Below are 16,921 nucleotides of genomic sequence, written 5' to 3'. Positions count from 1 at the left end.
AAATTAAGAATTAAAAGTCGCGAATTATTTCCTCGTGTTCGAATCTCATGCCGAAGAAGTGCGGGGACATCGGATGGAAGACGGCGGGCGGAGAATAATTTTTAATTCTTAATTTTTAATTCTTAATTCGATTATTCGTACCTTTGTAGGCTATGATCGACCGGGAAACAGTAGACCGCATTTACGCCGCCGCCAATATCGTGGATATTATCGGCGAATACGTCACGCTCAAACGAAAGGGCGTGAACTATGTCGCGTGTTGTCCTTTCCACAACGAGAAGACCCCGTCGTTCGTAGTCTCTCCTTCGAAAGGCCTTTATAAATGTTTCGGTTGTGGGAAGGGCGGTAATGCCGTGACTTTCGTAATGGATCAGGAAGCCACAACCTATGCCGAGGCGCTGAAGATGGTGGCCAAGCGTTACGGCATCGAGGTTAAGGAGGAAGCGTTGACCGAAGAGGAGGTGCGCCGCAACGACGACCGCGAGTCGATGTTCGCCCTGAACGGCTGGGCCGCGGAGTATTTCGCCAACTACCTCCAGCGCGAGACCGAAGGACAGAGCGTGGGACTGGCCTACTTCCGCCAGAAGCGCGGGATGACCGACGCCACGATCAAGAAATTCGGACTCGGATTCTGCCCCGCGAAGGGCGACCGGATGTCGAAGGACGCCCTGGCGGCGGGTTACAAGAAGGAGTTTCTCCTCTCGACGGGACTTTCGCTGGTCAGCGACCGGGACGGCTCGTTGTACGACCGGTTCCGCGACCGCGTGATCTTCCCCGTGCACAACATTTCGGGGCGCATCGTGGCGTTCGGAGGCCGCACGCTGCGCACCGACAAGCAGGTGGCCAAGTACCAGAACTCCCCCGAGAGCGAGATATACAGCAAGAAACGCGAACTTTACGGTCTCTATTTCGCCAAGAAGGCCATTCAGCAGCAGGATTTCGCCATCATGGTCGAAGGATACACCGATGTGATTTCGATGCATCAGGCAGGGGTCGAGAACGTCGTGTCTTCGTCCGGCACGTCGCTTACGACGGAGCAGATACGCCTGCTGAACCGCTTTACGAAGAATATCACGGTGATCTACGACGGCGATTCGGCGGGCATTCACGCCTCGCTGCGCGGTATCGACATGATCTTGAAGGAGGGCATGAACGTGCGCGTGGTGCTGCTGCCCGAGCCGGAGGACCCCGATTCGTTCGCGCGCAGCCATACGGCATCCGAGTTGCAGGAGTATATCCGCGCCAACGAGCAGGACTTCCTGGAGTTCAAGGCCAAACTGCTGTTGCAGGACGCCGAGGGCGACCCGATCCGCAAAGCGGCGCTGATCGCCGACATGGTGCAGTCGGTGTCGGTGATTCCCGATCCGATTCAGCGCTCGGTCTACATCAAGGAGTGCGCGCGGATCATGGACATCGACGAGCAGATACTCATTTCGGAGGTGGCGCGCAAGCGCATGACCACGTCGGGCGACCGCGAGACCGACGAGTTCCTGCGCCGTCAGACGACCCTCCGGCAGCGGGAGGCGCAGCAGCCCGGGGTGGAGTTCGTCAAACAGGTCGAGGCGGGGAGCAGTTTCGAGACGCTGGAGCGCGAGATCGTGAAATACCTGCTCAAGTACGGGCACTGCTCGTTCGATTTCAAGGAGGGCCGGACGATGGTGGCGTGCAACGTCGCGGAGGTGATTTTCTCGGAGCTCAGCGACGACAACATCGCCTTCCGCAATCCGGTCTACAACAAGATCATGGCGGCCTACCGCGAGCAGTGGGCGCAGCTGGGGACGGGGGTGGAGGTTCCGGCGCACGTCTTCCTGAACCATATCGACCCCGAGGTGTGCAACATGTCGGTGGACATCCTCACCTCGGACGACAACTATGTGGCCAGCGAGCTGTGGCGGCGTAAGGAGATCCACATCGACACCGACGCCGAGATGCTGGCCGTGGGGGTTCCGAAGGCCGTGACGCTCTACAAGTTGAAGGTGATCGAGGCGCTGATCAAGGAGTTGCAGGGCCGGCTGGGCGACGAGAACATTTCCGACGAGGAGATGCGCGACGTGGTGCAGCGGCTTACGGCCTACAATCAGGTCAAAGTGACGATTGCAAATAAGATACAACGATTGATTTTATAACCCGTATTTGACGGGCCGCATTGAAGGGAGACTTCGGGATAAGGATTTTTTAAGAAAAAGGGGGCGGGTCTCGGGTCGTACACGCATCACTGCGCATACCGTGTGCAAACAGAAAATAAACAGAAAGATGTGTAAAACATATCAAAGATAAAAGAATTAGTTACCTTGACCGATTCCCACCCCCGCAATTAAAATCGCAATTTGTGTGCCGTTTTTGAGTATTATGAGTGAACAGAAAAAGATAAATATCCGGAACAAGCGCGCGACGTTCGACTATGAGATTCTGGAAGAATACGTTGCGGGCATCGTGCTCGTCGGAACGGAGATCAAGTCCATCCGCGCCGGCAAGGCCTCGATGGTCGATACGTTCTGTTATTTCGACAAGGGCGAACTGTGGGTGCGCGGCGTCAACATCGCCGAATACGCCTGGGGAACGTGCAACAACCACGTGCCGCGCCGCGACCGCAAGCTGCTGCTCACGGCCCGCGAACTGGACAAGTTGCAGCGCGCTTCGCAGGACAAGGGCCTGACGATCGTGGGCCTGCGGCTGTTCCTGAACGAGCGCGGCCTGGCGAAGGTCGTCGTGGGGCTGGCCCGCGGCCGCAAGTCGTACGACAAGCGCGAATACCTCAAGGAGAACGACGCCCGGCGCGAGATGGACAAGGCGATGAAAAACTACCGGTAATGATAAAGGCTATATTTTTGGACGTCGACGGAACGCTGATCAGCTTCAAGACCCACCGGGTGCCCGCTTCGGCGCTCGATGCGTTGCGTGAGGCCCATGCGCGCGGCGTGCAGCTGTTCATCGCCACGGGGCGCGCGGCGGCCGATCTGGCCGATCTGGAGGCGATTCCCTACGACGGCGTGGCGGCGCTCAACGGCGCCGACTGCCTGATGCGTGACGGCCGCGTCGTGGCCCGGCATCCGATTCCGCGCGCCGACTTCGAGAAGTCGCTCGCCTTGTCGGCGGAGCTGGATTTTCCGGTCGGGTTGGAGTTGAACGACGGGGTTTTCGTCAACCGCGTGACGCCCGAAGTGGTGCGGCTGGCGGAGATGGTGGCGCATCCGGTCCCCGAACAGGTCGATCTGCGGGCGCTTTTCGACCGGGGCGACTGCTGCCAGATGTGCTTTTATTTCGATCCCGAACTCGAAACGAGGGTGATGGCCGAACTGCCGTCGCTCGTGGCGTCGCGCTGGTGCCCGATTTTCGCGGACGTCAATGTCCGGGGTGTCGACAAGGCGACGGGCATGGCCGAGTTCGCCGCGCATTTCGGCTTTGCGAACGGCGAGACGATGGCTTTCGGCGACGGCGGCAACGACGTGGCGATGCTGCGGGCCGCAGGCGCGGGCGTGGCGATGGGCAACGCATGCGACGAGGCGCTCGCCGCCGCGGACTATGTGACGGCTTCGGTCGATGACGACGGAATCCGGCGCGCATTGGAGCATTTCGGGGTGATATAGCGTCTGCGTTCCGGCGGATAATCCGGGTTGCGTCGCGACGAGTCCCTTCCGAGGGAGGGCAGATTTGCAAACGACGCCGGAGGCGGCGACAACCGCCGATGGTGGCGAGAAAACGATAGGATAACTTATGAGTTTAATACTTGCTATTGAGACCGGAACGGACATCTGTTCCGTGGGCATCGCCAAGGACGGCGAACTGCTGTCGCTGCGCGAGAGCGACGAGGGGCGCGACCACGCCCGCAAGGTCGGCGTGTTCGTCGACGAACTGCTGCGCGAGACGGACATTGCGCCCGACGAACTCGACGCCGTGGCTGTGGGTAAGGGACCCGGATCGTATACGGGACTGCGCATCGGCGTGTCGTTCGCCAAGGGATTGTGTTACGGGTTGCAGAAGCCGCTGGTGGCCGTCGGGTCGCTGGATGCGCTGGCCGAGGTGGCCCGCGAGGACTACGAGGCGGGGATTCTCGCCGTAGATGACTGGTCGAACGCCTTGCTGTGTCCGATGGTCGACGCCCGGCGCATGGAGGTCTATGCGCAGGTTTTCGACGCCGAAGGGCGTCCGCAGAGCGAAGTTTCGGCCGAGGTGGTCGACGCCGGGAGTTTCGCCGCCTTCCGCGGTCAGGGGCGTCCGTTCGTGATCTTCGGCAGCGGGGCGCGCAAATGCGCCGGCATCCTTTCCGACGCGGTGTGCGTGGAGGTGACCCCGTCGGCCCGCGGGCTTGCCCGGCTCGCCCAGCAGGCCCTCGACGAAGGCCGCACGGAGGACATCGCCTATTTCGAGCCGTTCTATCTGAAGGATTTCGTCGTTACGACATCCCGCAAGAAGTTGTTTTGAGCGGTTTCCGGCAGTATGACCGAGGCTGACCTGATACGGCTCCTGTCGGAGCGGTTCCACGGCAATTTCGCCGACGAGACGGCCCGGAGGGTGCGCGATGCCGGGGCTGTGGACCTGTTGTACGAGGTGGCGACCGCGCCGCATCCGGAGCTGCCGGGACCTGTCCGGCAGAAGGTGCTGTTCCGCGGCGCCTATGTGCTCGAACGGATCTATTTCGACGCCCCCGAGGCGTTCATGCCCCGTGCCGAATCCTTTTGCCGGGTCGATTTCGCGGCGTGCGCCAACGCCAGCGCGCAGCGTCATTTCGGGAAGATCATGGCCGACCTGCTGGGACGTTATGCGCCCGAACCCGGCGATCTGGAGCGGATCGCCGAAACGGCCGCCGGATGGGCCGTGTCGCCGGAGGCGAAAGTTGCCGTGAAGGTCTGGGCCGTGGAGGTCCTGAAACGCTGTCGGGAGCGTGTCGGCTGGGTCGCCGAATCGTGGGACGACATCGTGGAGGCGGTGGCCCTCGACGCTACGCCGGGCATCGAAAGCCGGATGCGCAAAAGCTGGAAAGCGAAGCGGTGACAGAGCGCCTGAATTTAGAAACGCCGTCCGGAACGTTGTAACGTTCGGGCGGCGTTTCCGTTAGCCGGGTGGGGGCTTTGGGTGGGGCTTACCAGCTCATGACGCGGACCTTGTACATGTCCAGGTCGGGGACTTTGATCGTGCGCGTCGCGGCGGAGCCGTTTCGGTCGGAGGCATAGCGGATGGTCTGTGTCGACCAGGCTTGCGAACCCTCCGGAATCGTCGAATCGGTGTACCACAATTCGCCCGTGTCGTCGTTGTAGTTGATCGACTTGATGGCGGTGGAACTGGCGAAGAGCGTCATTTCGGTAAACTGGTTGGCGCCGATGTCGTAGAGGTATGCCCGGCGTCCGCCGATGCAAAGCGTATTGGAGTTGACCAGCGACATGTCGTGCAGGCCGCCGTAGGGCGTTTGCACGGTTTTCTCCAGTTCGAGCGAAGGCGTCGCGCTCGTCCAGTCTTTCAGTTTGTAGATCTGGAGGCTCTGGCCGCCGATGGCGTAAAGCCGTTGGGTCGTTTCGTTCCAGACCACGCCATGTGCCGAGCCGAGTTCCGACTGGAACAAGACGAGGTTCGGACGTGCGATGTCGTAGACCTGGACCTTGTTGTTGTCGGAGTTGCTGCCTTCGGAGCAGGCTACGGCGATGCGGTTGTCCGGGAGCATCTCCGCCGAATGGGCGTTGGGGGCCGCCGTGGTGTGGAAAAGCACCTCCCCGGTTGCGATGTCGAGCAGCGCGCACCAGTTGTAGGAACTCGTGACCAGGAGCTTCTTGCCGTTGTCGACGGGTTTGCAGTCGTCGAGATGGTTGCAGCGCGATGCGGCCAGCCCGAGCGTCGCTGCGGCGGTGGTGGCGTCCCAACTCCACGTGACGGCATTTTTGTAGCCTGTCTCGTCGGCCAATCCCGCGTCGATCATGTAGACCATGTTGTCGCCGCAGAAGATCAGTTCGGTTACCTCCGTCGAACGGGCGTCGTCGGTCTCGATTTTGTCACCGGCCGTGAGCGTCACGGCATCGGTCGAACCGACCGAGAACGAATGGCCGTCGGTGTCGGTGAGGGTCACGGTATACCCCTGCGAAAGTGTCACGGGGGCGATCATAACCGGAATCAGCCGGGCCTCGCCGGTGCAGTCTATGGGCGAAGGCGGCGTCACGGTGATCGTCTGCGCCGATGCGTTGACCGATCCGTCGTCGATGCCGATCGAAATGTCCCCGGCAATCGTTTCGCCGCCGTTGGCTTTGACGACGGCCTTGCTGATCGAGTAATTTCCTTTTTTGACGCTGACGTACATCGTGCAGAAAAGCTGTTTGAGTTCGATGTCGTAGCCTTCGTAACTGTTGGCGCGGGCCGTGGCCTTGCCCACGAGGCAGGGCGTGATGCTGCCGCTCTGGGTGGCGGGGATGGTCGCCTTCAGGGTGTTGTCTTCGCACGCGAGGGCCGCGTCGGAAGGGTAGAAGCCCACGAGCGTCGCATCGGCGTGCGCCGGCGCGTCGACCGTGAAGAGGAAGAGCGACTTCTGCGACCCGGGGAGGATCGGCGCCGCGTAGGCAGGCTCCGCCGCGCCGTGTCTGACGGCGAAGACGGCTCCCCGGTCGGAGCTTTTCCACGTGACGAGCGATGTCGCGCCCTGGTCGTTGTAGTATTTCGAAAGTGTCAGGGTGACTTTGGCGGCCAGTTCCGAGGTTTCGCCCGAGTCGTCGTTCGAGCACCCTGCACCGAGGCTGGCGGCGCAGAGGCCGAGCCACAGCATCGGCCGGATTTTGTTCAGCAGTCCGTGTTTCATGGCAGTGTATTTTGTCGGTTATTTTTTCTTGTTGCCGAGTATTACCTCGTTATAGGTTTTGACGATGTTATCGGGCGTGGCGGTCTCCCCGGCGCGGACTTCGTGCATGAAGACTCCCTTGTAGCCGGAAGCCTGCAGGCGGCGGAGGAAGTCGGGCCAGTCGATGACGCCTTCGCCCGGCAGCCAGTGACGTTCGTCCTTGCGGTCGTAGTCCGAAGCGTGGATCGTGCCGATGCGGTTGCCGACGGCCTCGAAAAAGTGCGCATGCTCCTCTTTGAGCAGGTGGTTCGAATCGAAGCAGACCATGACTTCGGGGTAGTCGGCGATGAGCCGCATAAGCTCGCCCGAGTCGCGGCCCAGGCACGTGCGGGGCAGGTTCTCGATGCAGAGCACCGCGCCGATCTCTTTGGCGGACAGCGCGAGGCGGCCGATGGAGTTGGCCGAGTTTTGCAGGCGGATCTCCCGTTCTTCGTCGGCAATCGGCTCCGAACTGGGATGGAGCACGAGCCGCTGCGGGCCGAAGATCGACGCGAGGCGGATCATCCGCTCCATGAGCGCGACGTTCTGTTCGCGCAGCGCCGGATCGGGTACCGAGATGTCGAGCTGGCGGCTGAACGGCAGGTGGCAGGACCAGACTTTCAGCCCGGCTTCTTCGAGCAGTGCCTTGACCCGGTAGGCCCGGGTGTAACATTCGTTCTCGGGGACGTTGCGCCAGAAGTAGTTGAAGACGACCTCGACGTGATCGACCCCGGAGGCCTTGATTTGCGCAAGTCCTTCGGCAGAGGGTGTTTTTAGTATGCTGAGGGAGATGCCGACCGGATATTTGGCTTGTGAAACGGAGTCTATCAGCAGAAAGGCCATGGTGAGGATTATAAGTTTTTTCATTGCGGGTTACGAATTAGGGGTGTAAAGGGAGGCCCCGGTGCGGCCGGCGCCTCCCGAATCGGTTATTTTACGCAGCACGAGCCGCAGATGTCTCCGCCGTGGGTGCTCCAGCTCGAAGCCCGTTCGCCTCCGACGTATTTGCCGACGAAGATTCCGTTTTTCGAGGAACTGCCGATGAACGCCGAATAGAGAACGCCGTCGAGGTAGTTGTTGCCGCCCATCTGTTTCTGGTTGGCGTCGCTGCCCTCGTAGCTCCACGAGTCGAGGATGCTGCCGTTCGCATCGAAGATGTAGGAGACGTTGGAAGCCTGTCCCGCTGTGATGTAGAACCGGTTTTCGGAGTCGACGCAGGGGTGCGCGAAGTTGAATGCGTTGGTGAGCGGCGCTCCGCTGGGGGTATGCGCATATTCCCAGTTCTTGGCCGAAAGGTCGCCCTTCACGTTGAACACCTCGCCGCTCTTCGATCCGGCGAAGACCGAGCCGTTGGGGGCCACGACGGGTTCGTAGATGTCGTTGGCCGCGGCATTGCCGCCTCCGGCCAGAAGTTTGCCGTGGATGGTGCGCGAAGTCAGGTTGACGGCTCCGATGTAGCCGGATTTAGCGCCGAAGTAGGCCAGCGTCTTGTCGTTGCTGACGGCAAAACCCGTATTGTTGACCATCGTGCAGCCCAGTGCGACTTTGGCGATCTCCGCGCCGGTTTCGGCGTTGAGGAAGATGGCGTTGGAGGTCGTGCCGACGAGCAGTTCGTTCGCGAGGACCAGCAGGCCGCAGCCCTTGGCGCCGGCGGCATAGGACCAGATTTTCGATCCCGACGAAGCGTCGATGCCGAACGTGTTGCCCGTGGCGTCGCTGATGTAAACGACGGTGCCGGAGGCGTTGACGGCCGGCGAGCAGCTTTGCATGGAGCCGGCCTCGGTGAAGGTCCACTTCAATTGGCCTTCGGCGGTCACGGCATAGAATTGTCCGGCGCCGGTCGTTCCGTAATAGATGTCGCCGGTGACGGGGTTCACCGTGAGCATGTTGTAGCTGTTCGACTTGGCCGCCGGGATGTAACGCCACTTCTCGCTGCCTGTGGCCAGGTCGAAGGCGTACAGGCCCGCCACCTTGTTGAACGTGATGATGTAGACGGTTTTCCCGTCGGGCGAGAATACCGGACAGGAGCCTTTGAAGCCGTTGTAGTTCGAGCCGTCCTGCGCCCAGTCGGTGCTGTAAACGACGTATTCGCGGATCTCGACCTCGAGGTTCCAGGTCCGTACGTTGCCGTTGATGGTCGCGCTCAGTTTCACGGTCTGCGTGCCGACCGATCCGAGGCCGTATTTGACGACCGTGCCCTGCTTGACGACATCGCCCGGGAAAGTCCATTTGACATCGGTGGCCGTCGGGTAATCCGCGGTGTTGAACGTGAAGGTGATGGGCTGATTCTTGGCTGCCTTGTCGCGGTCGAGGCTGTAAGGGATGGCCTGGGTCGGCATGGCCTTGACGGTGGCCGCTTCGGAGGTTCCCTTGGCATAGTTGGCCACTAACGAGAAGTAGTAGTTCTTGTCGTTGACCAGGTTGTCCAGCGTGATGGCGGTCGCATCCTTGTCGAGGGGCAGTTCCGTCACGTCGCCGGTGGCGTCCTCGTTGTAGTAGGAGAGCGTATAGGAGAGCACCGTCGTTGAAGGCTTCGACCACGTGAGCGTGACGTAGGCATCGCCGGCTTCGATCGCCAGGTCGGTGACGGGGAACCGCGAGGTCGACGGTTTGCCCGTAATGCCCACGTAGTTCGAGATGTTTTCGCCGTAGACGGCCTGCACGTAGAATGTGTATTGCGTGCCGTTGGCAAGCCCGGTTACCGTGCAGTTCATCAGGCCGCCCGTACGCCGGGTCACGGTTTTCGAATCGGTGTTGGTGTAGTAGACGATAAAGTCCGTCGGGTTCCAGCCTTCGGGCATGCTCCACGAGAGCAGCACCTCTTCATCGCCCGGCGTGGCCGTTAGGCCGGTGACCTGGTGGCGCGCCGCACCCGCCTCGGGAATGTCCTCGGTCCAGCACGCTGCGAGGTTCGCCGTGAGGACGAGGGCCAGCAACAGGTTGATTATCTTTTTCATGCTTGTTTTGACTTTAAGGGTTGATGGATTAGAAACCGGGGTTTTGCCACAGGATCGAGGGGTTGTTCACGATCTCGATCTGGTTCTGCGGGATGGGGAAGATCAGGTTGTGGGCGTCGAGCGTGTAACCCAGGTTGCGGAAATGCTCCACGGCCAGCCCCAGCCGCACCAGGTCGAACCAGCGGTGGCCTTCCAGGGCGAATTCGCGTCCGCGCTCGGCGGCCAGTTCGCGTATAAACTCGGCTTTGGTCTTCACGTCGTCCGAGGTCAGTTCGTCGAGTCCGGCACGGATGCGGGTTTTGTTGAGCCATGTCAGCGCCGTCGGCAGGTCCGTTTCGGCGAGCGCCTCGGCGTACATCAGCGTGATGTCGGCATAGCGCAGGTGTGGGAAGTCGTTGCCGACCTGCGTCGTGTAGGTGGCGTCGTAGGTGTCGTACCACTTGGTCATGGCGAAGAGATTGCTCTGTATCTTCGTGTAGGTGTCGATCAGCGCCAGCCGGTTGTCGGACTCGTCGTAAATCGCCTTGAATTCGGGGGTCGGGTTGCGGATGTCGGCCATTACATCGGTATTGGCGCTGTACCAGTAACCGTGTCCGTTGTCGTTGGTTTTGTTGTAGTAGAGCGCGAAGATGACTTCCTTGTTCATCTTGTTGTTGATGTCGAAGACCCGTTTCGTCGTGGATTCCAGTCCGTAGCCCGTGGCCTTCATCGCCTCGTCGAGCGCGGTCCTGGCTTCGGCATGCTTGCCGAACGTAAGGTATACCTTCGCCAGCAGCGTATAGGCCGCGATACCGGTCACACGGGCCTTTTCGGCGTTACGGGTGTCGGGCAGCAGGCGTGCGGCCTCGGCAAGGTCTTCGGTCAGCAGGCTGTACATCTCCTCCTCGGTGCAGCGCGGGATGAGTTTGGCCGCAGCCGGGGGGACGACCGTGCGGGCGATCGGAACCACGCCGAATGTGCGGTAGAGGTTGAAATACCACCAGGAGCGCATGAAGAGGCATTCGCCGCGGTATTTGTTGTAGTTGGGAATCTGCACGCCGTTCATGTGATCGAGTACGTCGTTGCAGCGGTAGATGCCGTTGTACCAGGCATCCCAGATGTCGCTCAAAATGCCGTTGCTCGCCGTCTCGATGAAATTGTCTATGTCGTAGCGGTCCTGCGTCGAGACGGCCATTGATTCGAGAATATTCTCGTCGCTGCGGTAGCCGATCTCCGTGAGGTGGAAACTCATCATTGTCTTGAGCTTGGCGTAGCAGGAGACGACGCCCTGGTTGAAATCATCGTCGGTTTTGTAGAAGTTGCCTTCGGTGATGTCGTTGCTCGGGTACTGTTCGAAGAAGCCTTCGCCGCACGAACTCAACGCGAAAGCGGTGAAAACGAGGTAGTATTTCAGTTTCATAATCTTCGTCTTTGAAATTACAGGTTAAAGTTGATGCCGACGCTGAACGTGCGCGAAAGCGGGTAGGAGCAGTAGTCCTCGCCGGGGCGCAGGGCGTCTGCCGCGCGCTTGTTGACCTCGGGGTTGTAGCCCGAATAGTCGGTCCAGGTGAAGAGGTTGCTGCCCTGCACATAGATGCGCAGTTTCGAAATTCCGGCCCGGCGGGTCCATTTGTCGGGGAAGGTATAGCCCAGCGAGAGGTTTTGCAGGCGCAGGTAGGAGCCGTCCTCCAGGTGGAAGGTCGACGTGCAGGCGCCGTTGTTGCCGCTCGATTTGCGGGTCGCGCGGTTCAGCTCGCCGTAGGGGTAGCGCTGGAGCGATTCGCGCATCATGTTCGACGAAGCCTCCATGTTAAGCAGGTAGCGTCGTTCGAGATTGAGGATTTCGTTGCCGTAGACCCCCTGGAACGCTGCGGCGAGGTCGAAGCCTTTCCAGGAGAGGTTCACCGAGAATCCGTAGTAGAAATCGGGCATGTAGTTGCCTACGATCACCCGGTCGGCGTCTTTTTCGAGGATGCCGTTGCCGTTGGCGTCGACGAAACGGAAGTCGCCCACCTGCGTCGTGTCGAAATGCGGGTAGGAGTTCAGCTCCTCCTGGTTGTGGAAGATGCCGTCCTGAACCATCAGGTAGTAGCAGCCGACGGGCTGTCCGACGCGGGTGATGTAGTAGCCGCCGGCGTAGGAGGACTCCTTGATGATGTCGGCGTTTTCATCGCCGAGGCTCAACACCTTGTTGCGGTTGAGCGACCAGTTGGCCGAAACGGCGTAGGAGAAGTCGCCGAACGAGCGGCGCGAGGAGAGCGACAACTCGACGCCTTTGTTTTGCATCGAACCGATGTTCATGTTCGAGGTCGTGAGGCCCGATACCGACGAGACGGGAACGTCGAAAAGCATGTCGGTGGTCTTCGAATAGTAGAAGTCGGCGTTCAGTCCGAGCAGTCCGCGCCAGAGGCTGATGTCTACGCCGACGTTGTACTGGGTGTTCTTCTCCCAGCCCAGGTCGTTGTTGGCGATCTGTTTGGGGTAGACCTGCGAGGTGAGCCCGTTGCCCAAGTCGATGTTCGTCGTGCCGTAGAGCGCCAGGTATTCCGAATTGCCGATCTGGGCATTGCCCGTCTGGCCGACGCTGGCGCGGAACTTCATGTCGTCGATCCACTTGATGCCGCGCATGAAGTTTTCGTCGCTGATGCGCCAGCCGATGCTTACCGCCGGGAAATAACCCCAGCGGGTGTTGGGAGCGAAGCGTGACGAACCGTCGCCGCGGATCGAGACCGAGGCCATGTAACGTCCCTTGTAGGAGTACTGCGCACGCAGAAGCCAGGAGGCGAACGTATAGGCGTATTTGTTGTTGTAGGTGTTGTCCTGGTCGATGGTTTTGCCCTTGGTGGACCGGATCTTGTCGTCGCCGATCGTGCCCGTGGAGACGATCTGCGCCGTCTGGGTGGTGTATTTCTCGGCTTCGTAGACGGCTACGGCATTGATCGTATGGTCGCCGAACGAGCGGTTGAAGGAGAGCTGGTTCGAGAGGGTCCAGTGGAAATAGTTGTTGTTGTAATAGTTAGCCTGCGGGGTCGACTGTGCGTCGAGGTATTTGTAACCGCGCAGGGGGAGCGACGAGGGGCGGTAGTAGTTGCGGATGTAGGAGTAGTAGTCGCCGCCGGCCGTGATTTTGTATTCGAGGCCCTTGATGAACTCGTAGGAGGCGAAGACGTTGCCCAGGATGTTGAGTTTCTCGCGGATGTCGTCGATTTCGAGCGCCAGCGCCACGGGGTTGAGCACCTCGTTGGTCTGGGTGTCCCACGTATTGATGCGCAGGAAGCCGTTCATGTCCCAGTTGTAGGAGCCGTCGGAGTTGTAGACCGGGAAAACCGGGGGAGCCATCAGCGCCGAGGCGATTACGCCGTCGCCGCCGTACTGGGCGTCGGCGTCCACGTAATTCGACTTCGAATAGGAGGGCGAGAAGCTGACTCCGTATTTCAGGCGGTTGCGCTTGCCGTCGAGGTTGACGCGCAGCCCGTAGCGTTCGAAGTCCGAACCGATGATCGTGCCTTCGCGGTAGAGGTAGTTGGCGCCGACGAAATAGTTGATGCTCTTGGTGCGGCCCGATATAGAGAGCGAATGTTTGGTCGAGTAGGCCGTGCGGAAGATGGCGTCCTGCCAGTCGGTGTTGACCATCGTGCCGGTCTTGTCCTGCAGGTAGGCCGTGATGAGCGGGTCGACGCGGTGGTAGGTTTGCGGACGGCTCTCGTAGGGATCGTCGATCGAACCCGTCGGGACATTGAACAGATAGGCGCCGTCGCGGGCCTCCTTGAAGATTTGGGCGAATTCGTAGGCGTCGAGCATGTCCATCGTTTTGGTGACGTTCGAAACGCTGAACTGTCCGTCGTAGCTGACGACGGGGTGTTCGCTCTGCCCGCGTTTGGTGGTGATGAGGATCACGCCGCATGAACCGCGCGAACCGTAGATGGCTGCTGCCGAGGCGTCTTTGAGCACTTCGAGGCTCTCGATGTCGCTGCCGTCGAGGTTGGCGAAGGCCCGGGCATCGCACGGGATGCCGTCGATGACATACAACGGGTCGTTACCCGACGTGGCGGACTGGATGCCGCGGATGCGGACCGAAACGTTGCCTTCGGGCTGGCCGCCCAACTGGAGCACCTGCACGCCCGGCATTTTGGCGGCCATGGCGTCGCGGAAGTCGGCCGTCGGCATGTCGGCGAAATCCTCGGCTTTGATCGACGAGATGGCGGTCGTCACGTCGCGCTTGTTCTGCACGCCGTAGCCTACGACCACGACGTTGTCCATGGCGATGGCATCGGCGGTCAGCCGGACATCGGCCTGCGTCTGGTTGTCGGCGAGGGCCAGTTCGACTTTGTTGTAGCCGATGAGCGAAATTTCGAGTACGGCGTTGCTCTGCCGGATGTTGAGTGAATAGTTGCCGTCGAGACCCGACGCCGTGCCGGTCGTCGTGCCCTTGAGGATGACGGTCGCACCGACCACCGGGGCGCCCTCGTCGTCGGTTATGCGGCCCGTGATTGTCCGGCTGGCGCCGGCATTGCGGGCGGCGGGTTTACCCCCCCCCGAACGGGTCGTAAGCAGTATCTTCAGTCCCTTGATCTCGACATTCACCTCGGGCAGGACCTCGGCGATAATTGATTCGATGCTCCGGTTATCGGCCTTTACCGAGACCCGTTTTCCGGGGGTGATGTCGGCGTCGGCATAGGCGAACGTGTAGGGACTGTTGGCTTCGATGAGCCGCAGAAGCTCTTTGACGGTGACGTTTTTCGCCTCGAGGGTGACGTTCGGCGCCTGGGCCGAAGCCGGGACGACCGACACCGCACACAGGATGATGACGGTGCAGAGGCATCGGCAAATCCGTTTTAAAACGTTGGGTTCATTCATGTTAATTGGGTGTTTTTCGGTTTTTCAGTTCAAATGGAAGGCATTCCGGAACCTCTTCGGAGGAGGCGCCGGCTGGAATGGATGCTCGTTATTTCCGGAATTTACTTCTTGGTTATCAGCACTTGGTTGCCGTCGATCCGGTAGCGGATCGGGATGAGTGTGGCCATGACATCCAGAATATCTTCCAACGGTTCGTGGTAGACGACCAGCGAAAGCCGTTTGTCGACGCGGATGTGCGAAGAGAGCGCTATTTCGACGTTGTACCTGCGTTCGAGATTGGTGATGATGTCTGCGAGCGGTGTGTTGTCGAAGATCAGGCGGGATTCGAACCAGCTGCAATAATTCCGGGCGTCGACCTGCCGGACGGTGACCTGCCGGGTGCGGGTGTCCAGCGATAATTTTTCGTCGGGCCGCAGCAGGACGGGTTTGCCGAGGTCGGCGCCGGAGACTTTGACCGATCCGGTTTTGAGGATGATCTCCTGGTGGGACCCGAACGAGTAGCCGATGGCGTCGAACGATGTTCCCAGGACCTCGACCTGCAGGTTGTCCATGTTGACGCGGAACGGCCGCAGGGAGTCTTTGCTGACTTCGAAGAAGGCTTCGCCCGAGAGGGCGACCTCTCGCGTCGGGCCGGAGAACTCCGCCGGGTATTTCAGCCGGCTTTCGCCGTTGAGCCAGACACGGGAACCGTCGGGCAACGTGAATTCGCCGACATTGCCTTTGGCCGTCAGCAGGGTGATCTCCTCGGCGGGCCGGACGGTCCGTGCCGCGAAGTAGTAACCTCCGGCAAAGATCAGCAGGACAGCGGCGGCCATGCCGGCGTAGCGCAATATGCGGCGTCCCAGCATGCGGACCCGCCCGGGTTTGATCGCGGCATGGAGCCGCTGGAGGCCCAGCCGGGTCTCTTTGATCGTGGCGTCGGCCGTATGCCGGTTCCACATTTCCAACAGGATTTCGTCGATCTCGGCCTCGTTTTCACGGGTGAGCATCCACTCTTCGAACGCCCGGCGGATTTTCGCGGGGACATTCGGATTGTTGAAAATGTAGTCGATGATTTGTTTGCGCTGCTGTTTGCTCATGGTAGCCGGGCGTGTTGGGGTTTGTGCTGCCTGCGGACAGTTACTGTTTCTGTGTCAGCGTGAAGGTCTCCGTATAGGTTCCTGCCTTGAACGTGACGGTTCCGGTACGCGGGGCGGCTGACGGATTGGCCGTGTAGCTGAGCTTCACGACATGGATGCCCTTTTCGCCGCCGGCGACGGGGTTGACGGTGATCCAGGTGTCTCCGGCGGCCGTCCAGGCGCAGGTGGTGAAGATCGTCACGGAGTGCGTGCCGGCCGCGGCATCCACCGTTCCCGTCGTGCTGTACATGTACACGCTGTCGGGCGCCGCCTCATCTTCGTCCTTACAACTGCTTGTCAGACACACGCATACGAGTGTCAGCAGGAGTAGTAGATGTTTTTTCATGTTAGGTTTTTTCAGGTTAAACGATTTTTTCGGATCCGTTTCTATTAATAAGACAACTTTCGGCGGCAGGATGCCAGTCTGTCCGGCGATATTTTTTACATTTTTTTTGCGCGGCGGCTGTTTTGCGCGTCGGAACCGTTCGGAGCCATGATGTGTGTGCAGAAACCGTGAATATTTTATAAAATAGTCGTGAATAAATAAAAAAATAATTCGAAAAGTTTTTTAATTCTTTGGACTTAAATCTATATTTGCACAAACGGACCATGAATAGCGACGAACATATCCTGTTGCGGAAATTGCGGGAAGGGGATACCGAGGCTCTCGATATTCTTTACTTGCGTTATGCCGCGAAAGTCCGGGACTTTGCGTTTCGGCTGCTCGGCGACAGCGTTGAGGCCGAGGATATTACACACGATATTTTCCTCAAGGTGTGGGAGCAGCGCAAGACCTTGGGCAACGTCGTGTCGTTCAGGGGGTATCTTTTCCGGATGACGCGCAACGCCATTTTCAATGCCTTCAAACACCGGCAGGTGGAGTCGAAATACCAGGCCCGGGCTGCGGAGGACGGGACGGAGGCGCCTGCCGATACCGACGACCGCGTATCGACGAACGACCTGATGGAGATGATCGACCTGGCGGTGAGCAATATGCCCGAGCAGCGGCGTAAGGTGTTCTGCATGAGCCGTTACGAAGATATGTCTTACAACGACATTGCCGAGGCGCTCCATATCAGCCCCAAGACGGTGCAGTATCATATCTCGGGCGCGCTGGCCGAATTGCGCAAATTGCTTTCGGCGATTGCGTTCTTCGTGTAGCGGTCTATCTCACCTTCAAATAAAAATCCCCGGAATAAACTTCCGGGGATTTTCTA

At 59.8% G+C, this 16,921-nt stretch carries 13 protein-coding genes; 6 read left to right on the top strand and 7 right to left on the bottom strand.

What is annotated here, in order from left to right:
* Positions 1 to 152: 152 nt before the first annotated feature.
* The 5 genes from dnaG (at position 153) to BHV64_RS04760 (ending at position 4,992) form a co-directional block, all read left to right on the top strand.
* Positions 153 to 2,126, top strand: a complete 1,974-nt coding sequence (gene dnaG / locus BHV64_RS04780) for a DNA primase (protein ID WP_288115606.1) — start codon at positions 153 to 155, stop codon at positions 2,124 to 2,126.
* A 223-nt stretch (positions 2,127 to 2,349) separates the two neighbouring features.
* A complete protein-coding gene (smpB, locus tag BHV64_RS04775) occupies positions 2,350 to 2,811 on the top strand; it encodes an SsrA-binding protein SmpB (RefSeq protein WP_015547199.1) in 462 nt (153 codons plus the stop codon).
* The gene (locus BHV64_RS04770; protein ID WP_168949605.1) at positions 2,811 to 3,587 is read left to right on the top strand and encodes a Cof-type HAD-IIB family hydrolase; all 777 of its coding nucleotides are present in this window, start codon (positions 2,811 to 2,813) and stop codon (positions 3,585 to 3,587) included. The genes smpB and BHV64_RS04770 overlap by 1 nt, the downstream gene beginning before the upstream one ends.
* A gap of 127 nt (positions 3,588 to 3,714) precedes the next feature.
* Positions 3,715 to 4,422 (top strand): tRNA (adenosine(37)-N6)-threonylcarbamoyltransferase complex dimerization subunit type 1 TsaB, encoded by a 708-nt coding sequence (gene tsaB, locus BHV64_RS04765; protein WP_015547198.1) that lies wholly within the window; start codon positions 3,715 to 3,717, stop codon positions 4,420 to 4,422.
* A 15-nt stretch (positions 4,423 to 4,437) separates the two neighbouring features.
* Positions 4,438 to 4,992 (top strand): hypothetical protein, encoded by a 555-nt coding sequence (locus tag BHV64_RS04760; protein WP_288115605.1) that lies wholly within the window; start codon positions 4,438 to 4,440, stop codon positions 4,990 to 4,992.
* Between the two features lie 88 nt (positions 4,993 to 5,080).
* Here BHV64_RS04760 and BHV64_RS04755 read toward each other — a convergent pair whose 3' ends face one another.
* The 7 genes from BHV64_RS04755 to BHV64_RS04725 form a co-directional block, all read right to left on the bottom strand.
* Complete coding sequence (locus BHV64_RS04755; RefSeq protein WP_288115604.1) at positions 5,081 to 6,775, bottom strand: DUF6528 family protein; 1,695 nt, start codon at positions 6,773 to 6,775, stop codon at positions 5,081 to 5,083.
* Positions 6,776 to 6,793: 18 nt separating this feature from the next.
* Positions 6,794 to 7,660, bottom strand: a complete 867-nt coding sequence (locus tag BHV64_RS04750; protein WP_288115603.1) for a sugar phosphate isomerase/epimerase family protein — start codon at positions 7,658 to 7,660, stop codon at positions 6,794 to 6,796.
* 62 nt (positions 7,661 to 7,722) lie between these two features.
* Positions 7,723 to 9,750 (bottom strand): fibronectin type III domain-containing protein, encoded by a 2,028-nt coding sequence (locus BHV64_RS04745; RefSeq protein WP_217727297.1) that lies wholly within the window; start codon positions 9,748 to 9,750, stop codon positions 7,723 to 7,725.
* 28 nt (positions 9,751 to 9,778) lie between these two features.
* Positions 9,779 to 11,149 carry a RagB/SusD family nutrient uptake outer membrane protein gene (locus BHV64_RS04740; RefSeq protein ID WP_217727298.1) on the bottom strand — a complete coding sequence of 457 codons (1,371 nt, stop codon included), beginning with the start codon at positions 11,147 to 11,149 and terminating at the stop codon, positions 9,779 to 9,781.
* A 17-nt stretch (positions 11,150 to 11,166) separates the two neighbouring features.
* Positions 11,167 to 14,586 carry a SusC/RagA family TonB-linked outer membrane protein gene (locus BHV64_RS04735; RefSeq protein WP_253092236.1) on the bottom strand — a complete coding sequence of 1,140 codons (3,420 nt, stop codon included), beginning with the start codon at positions 14,584 to 14,586 and terminating at the stop codon, positions 11,167 to 11,169.
* A 101-nt stretch (positions 14,587 to 14,687) separates the two neighbouring features.
* Positions 14,688 to 15,665 (bottom strand): FecR family protein, encoded by a 978-nt coding sequence (locus BHV64_RS04730; RefSeq protein WP_168949597.1) that lies wholly within the window; start codon positions 15,663 to 15,665, stop codon positions 14,688 to 14,690.
* Between the two features lie 40 nt (positions 15,666 to 15,705).
* Positions 15,706 to 16,050, bottom strand: coding sequence for a BACON domain-containing protein (locus BHV64_RS04725; protein WP_217727301.1), 345 nt, complete (start codon positions 16,048 to 16,050; stop codon positions 15,706 to 15,708).
* Between the two features lie 263 nt (positions 16,051 to 16,313).
* On the opposite strand from BHV64_RS04725, the gene BHV64_RS04720 reads away from it, so the two are divergent.
* On the top strand, positions 16,314 to 16,865 hold the full coding sequence (locus BHV64_RS04720) for an RNA polymerase sigma-70 factor (protein WP_253092238.1): 552 nt from the start codon (positions 16,314 to 16,316) through the stop codon (positions 16,863 to 16,865).
* Positions 16,866 to 16,921 lie beyond the last annotated feature (56 nt).

This window comes from Alistipes sp. 56_sp_Nov_56_25, assembly GCF_001915285.1.
In the GTDB taxonomy this organism is placed as follows: Bacteria; Bacteroidota; Bacteroidia; order Bacteroidales; family Rikenellaceae; genus Alistipes; species Alistipes shahii.
Note: the sequence above shows the minus strand (reverse complement) of the source record. Positions and strands in the feature narration are given on the sequence as shown.